Below are 17,408 nucleotides of genomic sequence, written 5' to 3'. Positions count from 1 at the left end.
GTACGCCGCCAGATCAAGGGCTTCGCCTCACCCGGCGCCGTCGCCCCCGGGGAACCGATCGACTTCCGCGTCACCGTCGAGCCGCCACAGGAGTTCGGCATCGACGTCTACCGGATCGGCCACTACGGCGGCGACGGCGCGACCAAGGTGACCAGCAGTCCCCGGCTGGCCGGCCTGGTGCAGCCCCCGCCGCTGGTCGCCGAACGGACCGTCTCCTGCCACCACTGGTGGCTGTCCTGGCGGCTCACCGTGCCCGCCGACTGGCAGCTCGGCGCGTACGTCGCCGTGCTGACCACCGCCGACGGCCACCGCTCCCACGTCCCGTTCACGGTCCGCGACAACCGCCCCGCCGACCTGCTGCTCCTGCTGCCCGACATCACCTGGCAGGCGTACAACCTGTACCCGGAGGACGGCGTCACCGGCGCCAGCCTCTACCACGCCTGGGACGACGAGGGCCGGCTGCTCGGCGAGTCCGGTGCGGCCACCACGGTCTCCTTCGACCGCCCCTACGCGGGTGCCGGACTCCCCCTGCACGTCGGCCACGCCTACGACGTGATCCGCTGGGCCGAGCGCTACGGCTACGACCTCGCCTACGCCGACGCCCGCGACCTGCACGCCGGCCGCGTCGACCCGGGCCGCTACCGGGGCCTGGTGTTCCCCGGACACGACGAGTACTGGTCCCGGCCGATGCGCCGGACCGTGGAACTCGCCCGCGACCAGGGCACCTCGCTGGTCTTCCTGTCGGCCAACACCCTGTACTGGCAGGTGGAGCTGGGCCCCTCCGCCCCCGGGGAGCCGGACCGGCTGCTCACCTGCCGCAAGCGCCGGGGACCGGGCCGCCCGGTGCTCTGGCGGGAGGTCGACCGGCCCGAGCAGGAACTCCTCGGCATCCAGTACGGCGGCCCGGTGCCCGAGCCCGCCCCGCTGATCGTCCGCAACGCCGGCCACTGGCTGTGGGAGGGCGCCGGGGTCGCCGACGGCGAGGAGATCCCCGGGCTGGTCGCCGGCGAGGCCGACCGCTACTTCCCGCGCGCCCCGCTGCCCGCCCACGACGAGCGGGTGCTGCTCGCCCACTCGCCGTACCCGGACGCCGCGGGCGTGCGGCGCCACCAGGAGACGTCGCTGTACCGGGCGCCCTCCGGCGCGCTGGTCTTCGCCTCCGGAACCTTCGCCTGGTCCCCGGCCCTCGACCGGCCCGGCCATGTCGACCCGCGGATCCAGAAGGTGACCGCCAACCTGCTGGACCGCATCTGCAAACGGGACTGAACGGTTCCCCTCCCGCGGTGCCGGTGACCCGGCCGGCGACGGACGGCCGCGGCCCGCCCCAGACCGGCGACGGACGGACGGGCACCGCCCGAGGCCCCCCGGACTGCCTCGGATCTCCCGGTACGGGAGAATCGGGGGCATTGGACCAAACCACGGGGAGGAACCGTGTCCGGATTCGTCGAAAAGCCCGAGCCGGTGCAGGTGCCGGGCCTGGTGCATCTGCACACCGGCAAGGTGCGCGACCTGTACCGCAACGAGGCGGGCGACCTCGTGATGGTCGCCAGCGACCGCATCTCCGCCTACGACTGGGTGCTGCCCACCGAGATCCCCGACAAGGGGCGCGTGCTCACCCAGCTCTCCCTGTGGTGGTTCGACCAGCTCGCCGACCTGGTGCCCCACCACGTGCTGAGCACCGAGGTACCGGCCGGCGCGCCCGCCGACTGGGCGGGCCGCACCACGATCTGCAGGAACCTCGAGATGGTGCCGGTCGAGTGCGTCGCGCGCGGCTACCTGACCGGCTCCGGCCTGGCCGAGTACCGGCAGTCCCGCACGGTCTGCGGACTCGCCCTGCCCGAGGGCCTGGTGGACGGCTCCGAACTGCCCGCCCCCATCTTCACCCCGGCCACCAAGGCCGAGGTCGGCGAGCACGACGAGAACGTCGCCTACGAGGAGGTCGCCCGCAAGGTCGGCGCCGAGGTCGCCGCGCTGCTGCGCCAGACCACGCTCGCCGTCTACGGCCGCGCCCGTGACATCGCCCGCGACCGCGGGATCATCCTGGCCGACACCAAGTTCGAGTTCGGCTTCGCAGGCGACCGACTGATCATCGCCGACGAGGTGCTCACCCCGGACTCCTCCCGCTTCTGGCCCGCCGACGTCTGGGAGCCGGGCCACGCCCAGCCCTCCTACGACAAGCAGTTCGTCCGCGACTGGCTGACCTCGGACGCCTCCGGCTGGGACCGCCACGGCGAGCAGCCGCCGCCGGCCCTCCCGCAGGAGATCGTCGACGCGACCCGCGCCAAGTACCTCGAGGCCTACGAGCGCCTGACCGGCCTCGCCTGGAGCTGAGGCCCCGGAACGCCGAAGGCCCCGGTCTGATGACCGGGGCCTTCGGAACTGGAGCGGACGACGAGGCTCGAACTCGCGACCTCAACCTTGGCAAGGTTGCGCTCTACCAACTGAGCTACGTCCGCCTTGCGCCGTGGCGCGAGAGCAACTATACCCAACCTCGCTCACGAGCGGTACGCGCCGCTGTGTGACGGTTCTCCGCCCCCAGCTTGGAGACGGCCGAGGACAGGTAGTTGCGGACCGTCCCGGGGGAGAGCCCGGCCCGCTCCGCGATCTCGGTGACGGGCGCCCCGTCCGAGGCCAGGTCCAGCACCTCGGCCTCCCGCGCGGTCAGCGGCGAGTCCCCGGCGGAGATCGCGTCCGCCGCCAACTCCGGGTCGACGTAACGGTTCCCCGCGTGCACGGTACGGATGATCTCGGCCAGGCGGCGCGCGCTCACCGTCTTCGGCACGAACCCGCGCACCCCCGCCGCCAGCGCCCGCTTGAGGTGACCGGGCTGCCCGTGGCTGGTCACCACCAGGACCCGGCACTCCGGCAGTTCGGCGCGCAGCGCTGTGGCCACCTTCACACCGTCCGCCCCCGGCATCTGCAGGTCGAGGACGGCCACGTCGGGCCGGTGCGCCCGGGCCATGGCCAGCGCCTCCGGGCCGGTGGCGGCCTCGGCGACCACCACCAGGTCCTCCTCCAGGGCGAGCAGCGCGGCGAGGGCGCCGCGGATCAAGTGCTCGTCGTCGGCGAGCAGCAGACGTACCGGCGCGTTCACGGGGCCGCCTCCAGCACGGGTTCGGGCCGGGCTCCGGTGCCGGGCGCACGGGCCGGAACCTCGGCGACCAGCCGGAACGTCCCGCCGTCCCCGCCCTTGCCGCCGTGCCCGCCCTTGCCGGCGTCGCCGCCCTCGCTCACGTCACCTTCGCCGCCCTCGTCCCCGCATCCGCCCTCGTCCCCGCATCCGCCCCGCCCGGCGGTGAGCGTCCCGCCCACCTCGGCGAGGCGTTCGCGCAGCCCGGCCAGCCCCGAGCCGCCCGTGCTCGCGACGCGCTCGGCGCCGTCGTTCTCCACCACCAGCCTCACCCGTCCGTCCTTCGTCGTGGCGGTCACCGCGCACCACTGGGCGTTCCCGTGCCGCAGCACGTTGGTCGTCGCCTCCCGCACCACCCAGGCCAGCGCCGACTGCACCTCGGCGGGCAGGTCCATGCTGGCCACGGAGACCTCGCACCGGATCCCGGCCGCCTCCAGCACGCCCTGCGCGCCGGCGATCTCGGTCCCGAGGTCGGCCCGGCGGTAGCCGCGCACCACCGCGCGCACCTCGCGCTGCGACTCCTGAGCGATCCGCTCCACCTCGGTCATCTGGTCCACGGCCTCCGGCCGTCCGCGCCGCGCCAGCTCAACGGCCAGCTCGGCCTTGAGCGCGATCACCGCGAGGTTGCGCCCCAGCACGTCGTGCAGGTCCCGGCCGAACCGCAGCCGCTCCTCCGCCACGGCCAGCCGGGCCCGGTTCTCCCGCGCCTCGTCGAGCTCGTAGACGGCGTCGAGCAGCCACACGGTGAAGACGGAGGTGAAGGCCGTGAAGCCGGTGACGGCCACCATGACGAGGGTGAGGAACAGCGCGACGGCGACCGGCGATCCGCCCGCCAGGGCCACCACGCCCGTGCCCACGCCGAACCCGCAGACCGCCGCCGGGACCCGGGCCCGGTTGCGGACGCCGAGCACCAGGATGCCGCCGCCGAAGGCCAGCACCATCGCGAACACCGCGCCCGCCGCCTCCTGCAGGGCGTGGTCCTCGGTCCTCCCCGCCAGCAGCAGGGCCGCCACGGCCACCGCGCCGGTCACGAGCCCGAGGGCCAGCAGTAGCCGGCCCGGCCGCTCCCGCGTGCCGCGGGTCCAGTCCAGGGCGCGGGACGCGGTCACGGCGCACAGCAGCGCGTGTGTGACGACGACCAGGGCGACCGGCACCGCGTCGGGGAACCCGAGGGGCGCGGCCAGCGGCACCGCGACCGCGGTCTCGGTCAGCGCGAAGCCGTGGAACGACCACCGCGTGTAGGTCTCCACCTTCGCCGGAGTGCTCTTGCTCCCCCACCACTGCCGCACGCGCTGTTCCCCTCTCCGGTCGGCCCTCGGGCCCGTGCCTCTCAGCGCCGCGGGTCCCAGCGGAACCAGCGTCGCACGGCGAAGACCCCGAGCACGATCCACGCCAGGGCCGTGGCCACGGCGGTCAGCGCCTCGCCGGCGGTCATCGTGCCGAGCCAGCCCTCGCGGATCAGACGGACCACCGGGGACAGCGGCAGCAGGTCGAGCACCGCGGCGACCCGGTCGGGCATGATCTCGGTCGGGAAGGTCATGCCGGACGTGACGGCCGTCAGGAAGAGGAACGGCAGCGAGGTGACCTGGCTGCTCTCCACCGTCCTGGTGAGCCCCGCCGTGGCCGCGCCCAGCGCCGCGCACAGCAGGGCGCCCAGGACGACGCCGAGCACCAGCAGGTGCGGGGCGCGCGGGGCGCCGATGTCCAGCAGCACGGCGCAGGCGACGCCCAGCAGCAGCGACTGGACCATGCTGACGGCGAGCACCGGGGCGGCGGTCCCGCCGAGGATCTCCACGTCGGAGGCCTCACCCGTGCGCAGCCGCTTGAGCACCAGCTCCTCGCGGCGGGAGACGTAGGTGGACACCAGGGTGGCGTAGACGGCGAAGAGCATCGAGAAGCCGATGCCGGCGGACAGCATCATCACGCCCAGGCTGAGTCCGTGGGCCGCCAGGTCGATCTCGCGCATGCCCTGCTGGACGCTGAACGGCAGCAGCAGCGGAACCACCATCGCCGTGATCACCGCGCTGCGGTTGCGGAGCAGCAGCGTGAACTCGGCCCGGGCCAGGGCCCGCAGGCGTCCGGCGGGGGTGGTCGCGCCCCGGCGGGCGGAGCCGGCGGCGGTCGTGGGAGTGCTCATGCGGTCTTCTCCGTCTCCCGGGCGGTGGTCCGCCCCGTGGCGGTGCCCTGCTCCAGGGCGGACTCGGTGACCGCGCCCGCGGGGTCGCGGCGACCGCCGGCCTGGCGGGCGATGTCGAGGAACGCCTCCTCCAGGGAGGCGGAGCGCAGTTCGAGGCGGCGCAGCTCGACGCCCTCGGCGGCGGCCCAGGTCAGCAGCGCGGTGGCGGTGCGCTGGAGTTCACGGGTGTGCAGGCGCAGCAGCGAACCCTCGGTGTGGTGGTCGAGGACGCCCATCGGGGCGAGCGGCGGCAGGTCGCCCGGCAGGAGCCCCGAGGGCAGCTCGAAGGAGATCCGGGAGGGCCGGGTGGCGGTCACCTCGGCGGGCGTCCCGGCGACGGCGATCCGGCCGTCGTGCAGGATGGCCAGCCGGTCGGCGAGGTCCTCGGCCTCCTCCAGGTAGTGCGTGGTCAGCAGCACGGTGGTGCCCTGGTCGCGCAGGGCGCGCACCAGGTCCCAGGTCTCCCGGCGGCCCTCCGCGTCCAGCCCGGTGGTGGGCTCGTCGAGGAACAGCACCTCGGGGTCGCCCAGCAGGGCCAGCGCCAGGTCCAGGCGGCGGCGCTCGCCCCCGGAGAGCTGCTTGACCTTCACGTCCGCACGGCCGCGCAGGCCGACCAGCTGGAGCACCTCGCCCTCCGGCCGGGCGCCGCTGGTGCAGCCGGCCCACATCCGCGCCGTCTCCGCGACCGTCAGCTCGGAGGGGAAGCCGCCCTCCTGGAGCATCACGCCGGTCCGGGGCCGCACGGCCGCGCGCTCCGCGTACGGGTCGTGGCCGAGGACCCGGATCCGGCCGCCGGCCGGGCGGTCCATGCCCTCCAGCAGTTCCACCGTCGAGGTCTTGCCCGCCCCGTTGGTGCCGAGCAGCGCGAAGATCTCGCCCCGGCCCACCGAGAAGGAGATGCCCCGTACCGCCTCGTAGCCGCCCTGGTAGACGCGGCGCAGGTCGGTGACCTCGATCACCTGCTCGCGTTCGCTGATGTCCATGGCCTCAGCATTCCGCCGGGCGAGGACCCGCGACAGTGCCTGCTGTCATCGGCTCGTATGACAAATGTCAGCAGCGAACTCCGGACCGGGGAAACGCCGAAGGCCCCGGTCTGATGACCGGGGCCTTCGGAACTGGAGCGGACGACGAGGCTCGAACTCGCGACCTCAACCTTGGCAAGGTTGCGCTCTACCAACTGAGCTACGTCCGCATAGCCTCCGACCGGCTTTCACCGATCGGTGCGAGCACCAGCCTACCGGATGCGGAGGGGTACTCCGGACCGGATCGGCCGATGAAGAGCGGGTGACAGGGATCGCACACTGCGCCTCCCCCCTGGAAGGGGGGTGTTCTACTACTGAACTACACCCGCACGGTTCGGGGTTCCGGCCTTCCGGCCTCGCCCCTCGGCGTGCCTGAACTCTAACTGATCACCCGGGGTGCTGCGCAAGTCCATTCGCCGGAGGGGCGCGGAAGTCGTCCGGCCCGTCAGCCCCGCGCCGCCGCGAACGCCTCGTAGACCCGCTTGGGGATGCGGCCGCGGGCCGGCACCTCCATGCTGTGCGCCTGGGCCCAGGCGCGTACGGCCGCCGGGTCGGGAGCGACCTCGGTCTGCCGGTAGACCTTTCCGGAACGCGCGCGCTTACGGCCCGCCTCGACGTACGGGGCGAGCGCTTCGCGCAGCTTCCCGGCATTCGTTTCGTTCAGGTCGATCTCGTACGTCCGGCCGTCGAGGCCGAAAGCGACCGTTTCCGCCGCCTGTGAGCCGTCGATGTCGTCGGAGAGGGTGACCACGACACGCTGAGCCACGAATATCGGTCCTTTCCTGCGGGACCCCGTCGGTTCCCGGATGCCGCCGAACGGCGTGACGTGCCGAAACGTCCTCCGGGACGCGCCGTGGACCACCGGGCCGTCCGGTTGTGCCGGCCGAATGTCCTCCGGCCGACAATTACTTTGTACAGGGCCGGTCGTCATAAGGGGAAGTGCGGGGAAATCGTTTCGCGGGTTGCGGCACGAAATCCAGGAGAATCGTCTCCTCCTTTTCCGGCGGCTCGGCGATCATGTACGGCAATGCCCGGGGGATCAAGGAAAGACTCATCCTGAAGTGATGCGGAACACGTAGTTTCCTACTAATCTACTCGCGTAGAAATTTTGTCCGGGTAGTCTGAAGGAACCTGCTCAGCACCAACATCGGGAGTGCCAGTGGCACGCGTCGTAGTCGACGTCATGCTCAAGCCGGAGATCCTCGACCCCCAGGGCCAGGCGGTCCAGCGCGCGCTGCCGCGCCTCGGTTTCGAGGGCATCTCCGACGTCCGTCAGGGAAAGCGTTTCGAGCTCGAGGTCGACGGTCCTGTCGACGATGCGGCCCTCGCCCGTATCCACGAGCTCGCCGAATCCTTCCTCGCGAACACCGTGATCGAGGACTTCACCGTCAAGGTGGAGGAAGTCGCGGAGGCGGCGAAGTGACCACCCGTATCGGCGTCGTCACTTTCCCCGGAAGCCTCGACGACCGTGACGCGCAGCGCGCGATCCGGATCGCCGGGGCCGAGCCCGTCGCCCTTTGGCACAAGGACAAGGACCTCAAGCAGGTCGACGCCGTCGTCCTGCCGGGCGGGTTCTCCTACGGCGACTACCTGCGGGCCGGCGCCATCTCCCGCTTCTCGCCGGTGATGGAGACGCTCATCGAGCAGGCCAGGGCCGGGCTTCCCGTCCTCGGCATCTGCAACGGCTTCCAGATCCTCGCCGAGACGCACCTGCTGCCCGGCGCGATGCTGCGCAACAACCACCTGCACTTCATCTGCCGTGACCAGAAGCTGCGGGTGGAGAACGCGGACACCGCCTGGACCTCGGACTACGAGGCGGGCCAGGAGATCCTGATCCCGCTGAAGAACGCCGACGGCCGCTACACCGCGGACGAGTACACGCTCGACAAGCTGGAGGCCGAGGGGCGGGTGGCCTTCCGCTACCTGACCGACGGCGCGGACGCGGACGGCTACGGCAACCCCAACGGCTCGCTGCGCGACATCGCCGGCATCACCAACGAGGCCGGGAACGTCGTCGGCCTGATGCCGCACCCGGAGCACGCCGTGGAGTCCCTCACCGGCGGCGGCACCGACGGCCTGCCGTTCTTCACCTCGATCCTCAAGAAGCTGGTCACCGCATGAGCCGCACCCCTCTGGACACGGTCGAGCACGCGGCCGCGACCCCCGACGTGGAGCAGCCCTGGGCCGAACTCGGCCTGAACAAGGACGAGTACGCGCGCATCCGCGAGATCCTCGGCCGCCGCCCGACCGGCGCCGAGCTCGCCATGTACTCGGTGATGTGGTCCGAGCACTGCTCCTACAAGTCCTCCAAGGTCCACCTGCGCCAGTTCGGCGAGAAGGCCCCGCAGTCCGAGGCGATGCTGGTCGGCATCGGCGAGAACGCCGGCGTGGTCGACGTCGGCCAGGGCTACGCGGTCACCTTCAAGGTGGAGTCGCACAACCACCCGTCGTACGTGGAGCCCTACCAGGGCGCCGCGACCGGCGTCGGCGGCATCGTGCGCGACATCATCGCGATGGGCGCCCGCCCGGTCGCCGTGGTCGACCCGCTGCGCTTCGGCGCGGCCGACCACCCCGACACCCGGCGCGTGCTGCCCGGCGTGGTCGCGGGCATCAGCGGCTACGGCAACTGCCTGGGCCTGCCCAACATCGGCGGCGAGGTCGTCTTCGACGCCTGCTACCAGGGCAACCCGCTGGTCAACGCCGGCGCCATCGGCGTGATGCGCCACGAGGACATCCACCTGGCCAAGGCGTCCGGCGCCGGCAACAAGGTCATCCTCTACGGCGCCCGCACCGGCGGCGACGGCATCGGCGGCGCGTCCATCCTCGCCTCCGAGACCTTCGACGACGCCAAGCCCTCCAAGCGCCCGGCCGTCCAGGTGGGCGACCCCTTCCAGGAGAAGCTCCTCATCGAGTGCACCCTGGAGGCCTTCCGGGAGAAGCTCGTCGTCGGCATCCAGGACCTCGGCGCGGCCGGTCTGTCCTGCGCCACCTCCGAGCTCGCCTCCAACGGCTCCGGCGGCATGCGCGTCGAGCTCGACGACGTGCCGCTGCGCGACTCCACGCTCTCGCCCGAGGAAATCCTCATGAGCGAGTCGCAGGAGCGCATGTGCGCCGTGGTCGAGCCGGCGAAGGTCGACCGCTTCCTCGAGATCTGCGAGAAGTGGGACGTCATCGCCACCGTCATCGGCGAGGTCACCGACGGCGACCGCCTGGAGATCTACTGGCACGGCGGCAAGATCGTCGACGTAGACGCTCGGACCGTCGCCCACGAGGGCCCGGTCTACGACCGCCCGTACGCGCGCCCCGACTGGCAGGACGCGCTGCAGGCCGACGACGCCGCCAAGCTGCCCCGTCCGGAGAGCTCCGACGAGCTGCGGGCCCAGGTCCTGAAGCTGGTCGGTTCCCCGAACCAGGCCTCCAAGGCGTGGATCACCTCCCAGTACGACCACCTCGTGCAGGGCAACACGGTCCTCGCCCGCACCGAGGGCGACTCGGGCATGATCCGCGTCGACGAGGAGACCGGCCTCGGCGTCGCCATCGCCACCGACGGCAACGGCCGCTACGCCAAGCTCGACCCGTACACGGGCGCGCAGCTGGCGCTGGCCGAGGCCTACCGCAACGTGGCCGCCACCGGCGCCAAGCCGCTGGCCGTCTCGGACTGCCTCAACTTCGGCTCCCCCGAGGACCCGGCGGTGATGTGGCAGTTCGTGGAGGCCGTGCGCGGTCTGGCCGACGGCTGCCTCCAGCTCGGCACCCCGGTCACCGGCGGCAACGTCTCGCTCTACAACCAGACGGGCGAGGCGGCCATCCACCCGACGCCGGTCGTCGCCGTGCTCGGCGTGATCGACGACGTGGCCCGCCGTACCCCGGCCGCCTTCCGCGAGGAGGGCCAGCTGATCTACCTGCTCGGCGACACCGAGCCGGAGTTCGGCGGTTCCGCCTGGTCGCAGGTGATCCACGACCACCTCGGCGGCCTGCCGCCCAAGGTGGACCTGGAGCGGGAGCGGCTGCTCGGCGAGATCCTGATCTCCGCCTCCCGTGACGGCATGGTCGACGCCGCCCACGACCTGTCCGACGGCGGTCTGATCCAGGCCGTGGTCGAGTCCGCCCTCGAGGGCGGGAAGGGCGCGCGGCTGGTCGTGCCGGACGCTCTGGACGCGTTCACCTTCCTGTTCTCCGAGTCCGCGGGCCGCGCGATCGTGTCGGTGCCGCGCTCCGAGGAACTGCGCTTCACCGACATGTGCGGCGCGCGGGGCCTGCCGGCCACCCGGATCGGCGTGGTCGACGGCGACGCCGTCGAGGTTCAGGGCGAGTTCACGCTCCCCCTGGCCGAACTGCGCTCCGCCCACGAGGGCGTGATCGAGGGTCTGCTCGCCTGACCCGGCCCGCTCCGAGGCACCCGGCCCCGCCCCGTGCGGCGCCGGGTGCCTTCGCGTCCGGTCGCGGCCGTTCGCCCGTCCGGCCCCGGGAGACCCGCGCCACGGCCACGGTGCCCGGGGCGTTCGGGCTCGGTCCGGCCCCCCGGGTGACGGTCCGTCCGGCTCCGGGTGAGGACCCGTTACGCTCGCCCGCATGGCACCCGGCACGCGGAAGAAGCCCCGCACCTACGACCCGCTCCGCACCCGCACCGCGGTGCTGGCCCAGTTCGCCAACCTGCGCCGGACGGTCGGGGATCTGACGCCCGAGCAGCTCGCCGCCCCCGCCCAGATGGGCGACTGGACGGTCCGTGACCTTGTCGCCCACATCGCCTTCGGCGTCGCCAGTACCAGCCGCCTGCTCGAGCTCCCCGAGCCGCCGAAGGCCGAGCTGATCCCCGCCACCTGGACGGGCACCGCCGCCCGGCACGCCGAGAGCGTCGCCGCGTCCGCCCGGGACCTCGCCGAGGCGCGCCCGGACCTGGACGCCCTCTACGCCGAGACCGCCGAGCGGCTCGCCGGGGACCTGGAGGCCCACCCCGGCCGCCGCCTCCTCGCTGCCAGGACCGGCGCCCTGACCCTCACCGATTACCTGGCCACCCGCTGCGTCGAACTCGCCGTCCACACCGACGACCTGAACGCCGCCCTGGCCGCCGTGGGGGGCCCGCAGACGACCCAGGACCGGCAGGCTCTCGCCGCGGCCGTCCGGGTCCTCGCCGACGCCCTCGCGTACGCCGCGCCGGGCGGCTCCACCGAGGTCCGGGTGCCGCCGTTCGCCGTCGTGCAGTGCGTGGAGGGCCTGCGGCACACCCGGGGCACGCCGCCGAACGTGGTCGAGACCGACCCGCTGACCTGGCTCCGTCTCGCCTCGGGCCGGCTCGGCTGGGAGCAGGCCCGGGAGGCGGGCTCGGTGTCCGCTAGCGGCGAGCGCGCCGACCTCTCCCCGTGGCTGCCCGTGATCGGCTGACCACGCGAACGGCGCCGGCCCGGGGGCCGCGGGTCACGGTCCGTGGACGAGGCTGTCCGCTCCGTGGACGGGGGGGTGTGCGTCGTCTCACTCGTGAGGCCGCCGGAAGTCCCCGCCCGTCGGCGCCACCGCCCGCAGCGAGCCTGTCAACGCGTCCGAACACCGCCTCTGACCTGCGGAAACAAGGTCCCGCCCGGCCGGTCGGCACGGTGTCTTCGGCATTCGTTCCCGTACTGCTCCATTCGGCGCAACGGCCGTCCTCCCCTACACTCGAAGACGTGCCTCGTGGTGACGGTCTCCTCAATCACGACCTTCTTCCCGGCGAAAAGGGCCCCCAGGACGCTTGCGGCGTCTTCGGTGTCTGGGCTCCGGGTGAAGAGGTCGCCAAGCTCTCGTACTTCGGGCTCTACGCCCTCCAGCATCGGGGTCAGGAATCCGCGGGAATCGCGGTCAGCAACGGCTCCCAGATCCTCGTCTTCAAGGACATGGGCCTCGTGTCCCAGGTCTTCGACGAGACCTCTCTCAGCTCCCTGCAGGGTCACATCGCGGTCGGACACGCCCGCTACTCGACCACCGGCGCCTCCGTCTGGGAGAACGCCCAGCCGACCTTCCGGGCGACCGCGCAGGGATCCATCGCCCTCGCCCACAACGGCAACCTGGTCAACACGGCGGAACTCGCCGGCCTGGTCGCCGAGCTGCCCGAGCGGAACAACGGCTCCGCCCCCGCCGCGACCAACGACACCGACCTGGTGACGGCCCTGCTGGCCGGCCAGACGGACGAGGACGGCAAGCCGCTGTCCATCGAGGCGGCCGCCGCCCGCATCCTCCCGAAGGTCCGCGGAGCCTTCTCCCTGGTCTTCATGGACGAGCACACGCTCTACGCCGCCCGTGACCCGCAGGGCATCCGCCCGCTGGTCCTGGGGCGTCTGGAGCGCGGCTGGGTGATCGCCTCCGAGTCGGCGGCGCTGGACATCTGCGGCGCCAGCTACGTGCGCGAGATCGAGCCCGGCGAGTTCGTCGCGATAGACGAGAACGGCCTGCGCTCCTCCCGCTTCGCCGAGGCCCGCCCCAAGGGCTGCGTCTTCGAGTACGTGTACCTGGCCCGCCCGGACACCGACATCGCCGGCCGGAACGTGTACCTCTCCCGCGTGGAGATGGGCCGCCGCCTCGCCGCCGAGGCGCCCGCCGAGGCCGACCTGGTCATAGCGACGCCCGAGTCCGGCACCCCCGCCGCGATCGGCTACGCGGAGGCCTCCGGCATCCCGTTCGGCGCCGGCCTGGTCAAGAACGCCTACGTCGGCCGGACCTTCATCCAGCCCTCGCAGACCATCCGCCAGCTGGGCATCCGGCTGAAGCTGAACCCGCTCAAGGAAGTCATCAAGGGCAAGCGCCTGGTCGTGGTGGACGACTCCATCGTCCGCGGCAACACCCAGCGCGCACTGGTCCGGATGCTCCGCGAGGCCGGCGCGGCCGAGGTCCACATCCGGATCTCCTCGCCTCCGGTGAAGTGGCCCTGCTTCTTCGGCATCGACTTCGCCACCCGCGCGGAGCTGATCGCCAACGGCATGAGCATCGACGAGATCGGCACCTCGCTGGGCGCCGACTCGCTCGCCTACATCTCCATCGACGGCATGATCGAGGCGACCACCATCGCCAAGCCGAACCTCTGCCGTGCCTGCTTCGACGGCGAGTACCCGATGGACCTGCCCGACCCCGAGCTGCTCGGCAAGCAGCTGCTCGAGACGGAGCTGGCCGCGCCGGTGGAGACCGCCGCCAGCGCCGCCATCCGGCGTCCGTAGCCCGCCGACGCGCGTCGCCGGGTCCCTCGCGGGGCCCGGCGACGGCCTCCGGCCCCTCGCAGATCCCTCGCAGCGCTCCAGCTGTACACCCGACAGAAAGCTCACACAGTCATGTCCACTGAGACAGGTGCCAGCTACGCGGCTGCAGGCGTCGACATCGAGGCGGGCGACCGCGCCGTCGAGCTCATGAAGGAATGGGTGAAGAAGACGCAGCGCCCCGAGGTGCTCGGCGGCCTCGGCGGTTTCGCCGGCCTCTTCGACGCCTCCGCCCTCAAGAACTACGAGCGCCCGCTGCTCGCCTCGGCCACCGACGGCGTCGGCACCAAGGTCGACATCGCCCGGCAGATGGGCGTCTACGACGCCATCGGCCACGACCTGGTCGCCATGGTCATGGACGACATCGTGGTCTGCGGCGCCGAGCCGCTCTTCATGACCGACTACATCTGCGTGGGCAAGGTCCATCCGGAGCGGGTGGCCGCGATCGTCAAGGGCATCGCCGAGGGCTGCGTCCTGGCCGGCTGCGCCCTGGTCGGCGGCGAGACGGCGGAGCACCCGGGCCTGCTCGGGGCCGACGACTTCGACGTGGCCGGCGCCGGCACGGGCGTGGTCGAGGCCGACGCGCTGCTCGGCCCGGACCGGATCCGGGAGGGCGACGCGGTGATCGCGATGGCCTCCTCCGGTCTGCACTCCAACGGCTACTCGCTGGTGCGCCACGTGCTGCTCGAGCGCGCCGGCATGGCGCTCGACGCGCACGTCGAGGAGCTGGGCCGCACCCTCGGCGAGGAGCTGCTGGAGCCGACCAAGATCTACTCGCTGGACTGCCTGGCCCTGATGCGCACCTGCGAGGTGCACGCCTTCAGCCACATCACCGGCGGCGGCCTGGCGGCCAACCTGGCCCGGGTGATCCCGGACGGTCTGCACGCCGTGGTCGACCGGTCCACCTGGACGCCGGACCCGATCTTCTCGCTGGTCGGCCGGACCGGCGGGGTCGAGCGGCTGGAGCTGGAGAAGACCCTCAACATGGGCGTCGGCATGATGGCCGTCGTCCCGCAGGAGTCCGTCGAGGTCGCGCTGTCCACGCTGGCCGACCGCGGAGTCGAGTCCTGGGTGGCCGGCGAGATCGTCGCCCGGAGCGAGCACGCCACGGGCGCGGAGCTGACCGGCGACTACGCCGCGTGATCACACCTTCGGTCCCGGCGGGCGCGTCGTCCGCCGGGACCGGAGGCACCGCGGTGGCGGCGCCGGCCGGTCCGGGGCAACACTGAACCCGGCTCGGTGCCGAAGCACCGAACCGGGTCCAGATCGGTATGAGCGGTGAACGCTGTCAGGCGCCGCGACGGTGAGAGGACTCTTCGTCCTCGTCCTCGTCGTCGGCCCCGTAGAGCTCGGCGTACCGCGAATACAGGTCGTCGTCCTGCTCATCGTCCTCGAACCGCTCGCCGTTAGGCGTCGGATTCGACGTCGATGCGCCCAGCTCCTCGGCCAGGCGTGAGAGATCCGTCCCGCCGCTGTTGTACTTCAGCTGGCGGGCGACCTTCGTCTGCTTGGCCTTGGCCCGGCCGCGCCCCATGGCTCGACCCCCTCAACGACGGGGCGCGACGGCCCCAGAGTCTTGACGCGTTCATGATCCAGAACGGACTCTCCGCAGAGAGACCGGTCTGTAGGGCTTCCACGGTACCTGAGCCCACGCCCATACGGTACGTCGCCCGCACCAAGCGTGTGTGCCCAGTACCCGCGAGGTGCCCTGTCCCCGCTGGTCAGTGCCGATTTTAACCACTTCCGCCCGGAAGACCCGCCCGGACAAGTGACCGTTGTCTCCCGCTGTCCGGGCCTCTGACCTCCGAACACCGGTACCGCGAGGCGATCATCCGCACGAAATCGGCGCGTCACCGCCCCGTCACCGACACGATTCTTCACTCCGGAGGGCGAAAGGTCGGGCGAGAAGTTGACGCGCCGGTCTCGTGCGCGAGGGTGCCGCCGTGTCAGGCGGACCGGGTCATCGACCCGACCGACGGGATTCGGCCATCCTTTGCTCGGCGATCCGGTCGGCCGCGGCGGCCGGCGGGATGCCGTCCGCCTTCGCCCGGGCGAACAGCTCCAGGGTGGTGTCGAAGATCTTCGTCGCCTTGGCCCTGGCCCGGTCGAAGTCGAAACCGAGGAGCTCGTCGGCCACCTGGATCACGCCGCCGGCGTTCACCACGTAGTCCGGCGCGTAGAGGATGCCCCGGTCGGCGAGGTCCTTCTCGATGCCGGGGTGGGCCAGCTGGTTGTTGGCCGCGCCGCACACCACCGTCGCGGTGAGCGCCGCCACGGTGGCGTCGTCGAGCGCGCCGCCGAGGGCGCACGGGGCGTAGATGTCCAGGCCCGGCGTGCGGACCAGTTCCTCCGCGTCCGCCGCGACCCGCACCGACGGGTGCTGCGCGAGCAGTGCCCGTACGGCCTCCTCGCGCACGTCGGTGACGATCACCTCGGCGCCGTCCGACAGCAGGTGCTCCACCAGGTGGCGCCCGACCTTGCCGACGCCGGCGATGCCCACGGTGCGGCCGCGCAGCGTGGGGTCGCCCCACAGGTGCTGGGCGGAGGCCCGCATGCCCTGGAAGACGCCGAACGAGGTGAGCACCGAGGAGTCACCCGCCCCGCCGTTCTGCGGGGACCGGCCGGTGGTCCAGCGGCACTCCTGGGCCACCACGTCCATGTCCGCGACGTAGGTGCCGACGTCGCAGGCCGTGACGTACCGGCCGCCCAGCGAGGCGACGAACCGGCCGTAGGCGCGCAGGAGTTCCTCGGTCTTGTGCTTCTGCGGGTCCCCTATGATCACCGCCTTGCCGCCGCCGTGCTCGAGGCCTGCCATGGCGTTCTTGTACGACATCCCGCGGGCCAGGTTGAGGGCGTCGGCGACGGCCTCGGCCTCCGTGGCGTAGGGGTGGAAGCGCGTCCCGCCGAGGGCGGGGCCCAGGGCGGTGGAGTGGATGGCGATCACGGCCTTCAGTCCGCTGGCGCGGTCCTGGCAGAGCACGACCTGCTCATGCCCCCCTTGCTCCGACTGGAACAGGGTGTGCAGGACGCCGTCGGTCATTTCGGTCACGGTGGTGACTCCTGGATGAGAAGCGGCGGTTACGGCGGTCCCCGTACGGGTGGCGGGAACCGTGGCACGAGGGTAGAGCCTGGAGAGCCGCCCTGACCGCCTCCACACAGGATCATCCACGCGAGGAGTACGCGCCGGTCCGGGCCTAGACGGTTCTGGCTGCTTTTCCCAGCATTGCGCCCACTTCGGATCCTGGTGGGACGGGTTTCGGACGTCGGCCCTCGGGGAGGGTGGAGGGGTGCCCAAGGTGACCTCGGTGATCGTTCCCTATCCGGCCTATCTGCGGGTCTACGAGCCACTGGCGGCCTTCCCGCGGGATGAGCGCGCCCACTGGGAGCGTTACGCGGCCCGCCCGGGACGGCCCACTTGCCAGGACGAGCTGCGGCGTTCGCTCGCCGACCTGCTGGCCACCCCGCCGTCGCCGGTGCCGGTGCACGAGAGCGGGGACGCGTTCGTCACGGAGGTGGACGGCGTGGTCTGCGTGTGCCCCTGGCGGACCCGGCTGCGCGGCTGGCAGGCCCTGCGGGACTTCGGGACGGACCTTCCGCCGACCGTCCTGGACGCCGTGCTGCCGCCGGTGGTGCGCGAGGAGGCCGGCCGCGACTACGAGCGGTGGCTGACCCGCCATCCGGACGCCCGGCCCTGGATCCGCAGCGCCACCTGGCACGTGCCGGGGCACTGGTTCGTGCTGGTCGCCGACGACGAACGGGAGTGGCGCCCCGGCACGGACGGCGGAGTGCCGGTGCTCCGCTACCGGACCCGCATGGTCGACGCCCGGCGGCGCCTGGCGCGCGGCCTGCGCACGGTGCGCGAG

16 protein-coding genes and 3 tRNA genes are annotated in these 17,408 nt (G+C 72.3%); 9 read left to right on the top strand and 10 right to left on the bottom strand.

The window, feature by feature from the left end:
• Together ACOV8S_RS25085 and ACOV8S_RS25080 are read left to right on the top strand one after the other, a co-directional pair.
• Nucleotides 1–1,266 (top strand): N,N-dimethylformamidase beta subunit family domain-containing protein (locus ACOV8S_RS25085; protein ID WP_448320496.1); only part of this gene is annotated, 1,266 nt, incomplete at its 5' end.
• A gap of 165 nt (nucleotides 1,267–1,431) precedes the next feature.
• Nucleotides 1,432–2,331, top strand: a complete 900-nt coding sequence (locus tag ACOV8S_RS25080) for a phosphoribosylaminoimidazolesuccinocarboxamide synthase (protein WP_448320495.1) — start codon at nucleotides 1,432–1,434, stop codon at nucleotides 2,329–2,331.
• Between the two features lie 49 nt (nucleotides 2,332–2,380).
• Here ACOV8S_RS25080 and ACOV8S_RS25075 read toward each other — a convergent pair.
• The 8 genes from ACOV8S_RS25075 to ACOV8S_RS25040 form a co-directional block, all read right to left on the bottom strand.
• A tRNA-Gly gene (locus tag ACOV8S_RS25075) sits at nucleotides 2,381–2,456 on the bottom strand.
• A gap of 23 nt (nucleotides 2,457–2,479) precedes the next feature.
• Nucleotides 2,480–3,094, bottom strand: coding sequence for a response regulator transcription factor (locus ACOV8S_RS25070; RefSeq protein WP_448320493.1), 615 nt, complete (start codon nucleotides 3,092–3,094; stop codon nucleotides 2,480–2,482).
• Nucleotides 3,091–4,419, bottom strand: coding sequence for a sensor histidine kinase (locus ACOV8S_RS25065; RefSeq protein ID WP_448320492.1), 1,329 nt, complete (start codon nucleotides 4,417–4,419; stop codon nucleotides 3,091–3,093). Before ACOV8S_RS25065 ends, ACOV8S_RS25070 begins: the two co-directional genes overlap by 4 nt.
• A gap of 41 nt (nucleotides 4,420–4,460) precedes the next feature.
• A complete protein-coding gene (locus tag ACOV8S_RS25060; RefSeq protein WP_448320490.1) occupies nucleotides 4,461–5,267 on the bottom strand; it encodes an ABC transporter permease in 807 nt (268 codons plus the stop codon).
• Nucleotides 5,264–6,289 (bottom strand): ABC transporter ATP-binding protein, encoded by a 1,026-nt coding sequence (locus ACOV8S_RS25055; protein WP_448320489.1) that lies wholly within the window; start codon nucleotides 6,287–6,289, stop codon nucleotides 5,264–5,266. Before ACOV8S_RS25055 ends, ACOV8S_RS25060 begins: the two co-directional genes overlap by 4 nt.
• Before the next feature lie 133 nt (nucleotides 6,290–6,422).
• Nucleotides 6,423–6,498, bottom strand: a tRNA-Gly gene (locus ACOV8S_RS25050).
• A gap of 87 nt (nucleotides 6,499–6,585) precedes the next feature.
• Nucleotides 6,586–6,657: transfer RNA gene (locus ACOV8S_RS25045), tRNA-Gly, on the bottom strand.
• 116 nt (nucleotides 6,658–6,773) lie between these two features.
• Complete coding sequence (locus ACOV8S_RS25040) at nucleotides 6,774–7,094, bottom strand: histone-like nucleoid-structuring protein Lsr2 (RefSeq protein WP_448320487.1); 321 nt, start codon at nucleotides 7,092–7,094, stop codon at nucleotides 6,774–6,776.
• Nucleotides 7,095–7,487: 393 nt separating this feature from the next.
• Here ACOV8S_RS25040 and purS point away from each other — a divergent pair, with 393 nt between their 5' ends.
• The 6 genes from purS to purM all read left to right on the top strand — a co-directional run bounded on the left by purS (nucleotide 7,488) and on the right by purM (nucleotide 14,688).
• Complete coding sequence (gene purS, locus ACOV8S_RS25035; RefSeq protein WP_108956272.1) at nucleotides 7,488–7,751, top strand: phosphoribosylformylglycinamidine synthase subunit PurS; 264 nt, start codon at nucleotides 7,488–7,490, stop codon at nucleotides 7,749–7,751.
• Nucleotides 7,748–8,449: a phosphoribosylformylglycinamidine synthase subunit PurQ gene (purQ, locus tag ACOV8S_RS25030; protein WP_448320485.1), complete on the top strand. Its 702-nt coding sequence runs from the start codon at nucleotides 7,748–7,750 to the stop codon at nucleotides 8,447–8,449. Before purS ends, purQ begins: the two co-directional genes overlap by 4 nt.
• A complete protein-coding gene (gene purL / locus ACOV8S_RS25025) occupies nucleotides 8,446–10,707 on the top strand; it encodes a phosphoribosylformylglycinamidine synthase subunit PurL (RefSeq protein WP_448320483.1) in 2,262 nt (753 codons plus the stop codon). Before purQ ends, purL begins: the two co-directional genes overlap by 4 nt.
• A 193-nt stretch (nucleotides 10,708–10,900) precedes the next feature.
• Complete coding sequence (locus ACOV8S_RS25020; RefSeq protein WP_448320482.1) at nucleotides 10,901–11,710, top strand: sterol carrier family protein; 810 nt, start codon at nucleotides 10,901–10,903, stop codon at nucleotides 11,708–11,710.
• Nucleotides 11,711–11,988: 278 nt separating this feature from the next.
• Nucleotides 11,989–13,509: an amidophosphoribosyltransferase gene (gene purF, locus ACOV8S_RS25015; protein WP_448320481.1), complete on the top strand. Its 1,521-nt coding sequence runs from the start codon at nucleotides 11,989–11,991 to the stop codon at nucleotides 13,507–13,509.
• A gap of 111 nt (nucleotides 13,510–13,620) precedes the next feature.
• Entirely contained in the window at nucleotides 13,621–14,688 is a 1,068-nt protein-coding gene (gene purM / locus ACOV8S_RS25010) for a phosphoribosylformylglycinamidine cyclo-ligase (protein WP_448320479.1), read from the top strand.
• Between the two features lie 145 nt (nucleotides 14,689–14,833).
• Here purM and ACOV8S_RS25005 read toward each other — a convergent pair whose 3' ends face one another.
• Nucleotides 14,834–15,079: a DUF3073 domain-containing protein gene (locus tag ACOV8S_RS25005; protein ID WP_108956261.1), complete on the bottom strand. Its 246-nt coding sequence runs from the start codon at nucleotides 15,077–15,079 to the stop codon at nucleotides 14,834–14,836.
• A gap of 426 nt (nucleotides 15,080–15,505) precedes the next feature.
• The gene (locus ACOV8S_RS25000) at nucleotides 15,506–16,585 is read right to left on the bottom strand and encodes a Leu/Phe/Val dehydrogenase (protein ID WP_448320856.1); all 1,080 of its coding nucleotides are present in this window, start codon (nucleotides 16,583–16,585) and stop codon (nucleotides 15,506–15,508) included.
• A 247-nt stretch (nucleotides 16,586–16,832) separates the two neighbouring features.
• Here ACOV8S_RS25000 and ACOV8S_RS24995 point away from each other — a divergent pair.
• Nucleotides 16,833–17,408 (top strand): hypothetical protein (locus tag ACOV8S_RS24995; RefSeq protein ID WP_448320478.1); only part of this gene is annotated, 576 nt, incomplete at its 3' end.

It is taken from the genome of Streptomyces sp. CO7, from assembly GCF_053474865.1.
Note: the sequence above shows the minus strand (reverse complement) of the source record. Positions and strands in the feature narration are given on the sequence as shown.

Bases quoted from the DNA above. Each gene is read 5' to 3' on its own strand.
- ACOV8S_RS25020 (WP_448320482.1), top strand. From the start codon at position 10,901: ATGGCACCCGGCACGCGGAAGAAGCCCCGCACCTACGACCCGCTCCGC.
- ACOV8S_RS25060 (WP_448320490.1), bottom strand. From the start codon at position 5,267: ATGAGCACTCCCACGACCGCCGCCGGCTCCGCCCGCCGGGGCGCGACC.
- purM (WP_448320479.1), top strand. From the start codon at position 13,621: ATGTCCACTGAGACAGGTGCCAGCTACGCGGCTGCAGGCGTCGACATC.
- ACOV8S_RS25000 (WP_448320856.1), bottom strand. From the start codon at position 16,585: ATGACCGACGGCGTCCTGCACACCCTGTTCCAGTCGGAGCAAGGGGGG.
- purL (WP_448320483.1), top strand. From the start codon at position 8,446: ATGAGCCGCACCCCTCTGGACACGGTCGAGCACGCGGCCGCGACCCCC.
- ACOV8S_RS25005 (WP_108956261.1), bottom strand. From the start codon at position 15,079: ATGGGGCGCGGCCGGGCCAAGGCCAAGCAGACGAAGGTCGCCCGCCAG.
- ACOV8S_RS25055 (WP_448320489.1), bottom strand. From the start codon at position 6,289: ATGGACATCAGCGAACGCGAGCAGGTGATCGAGGTCACCGACCTGCGC.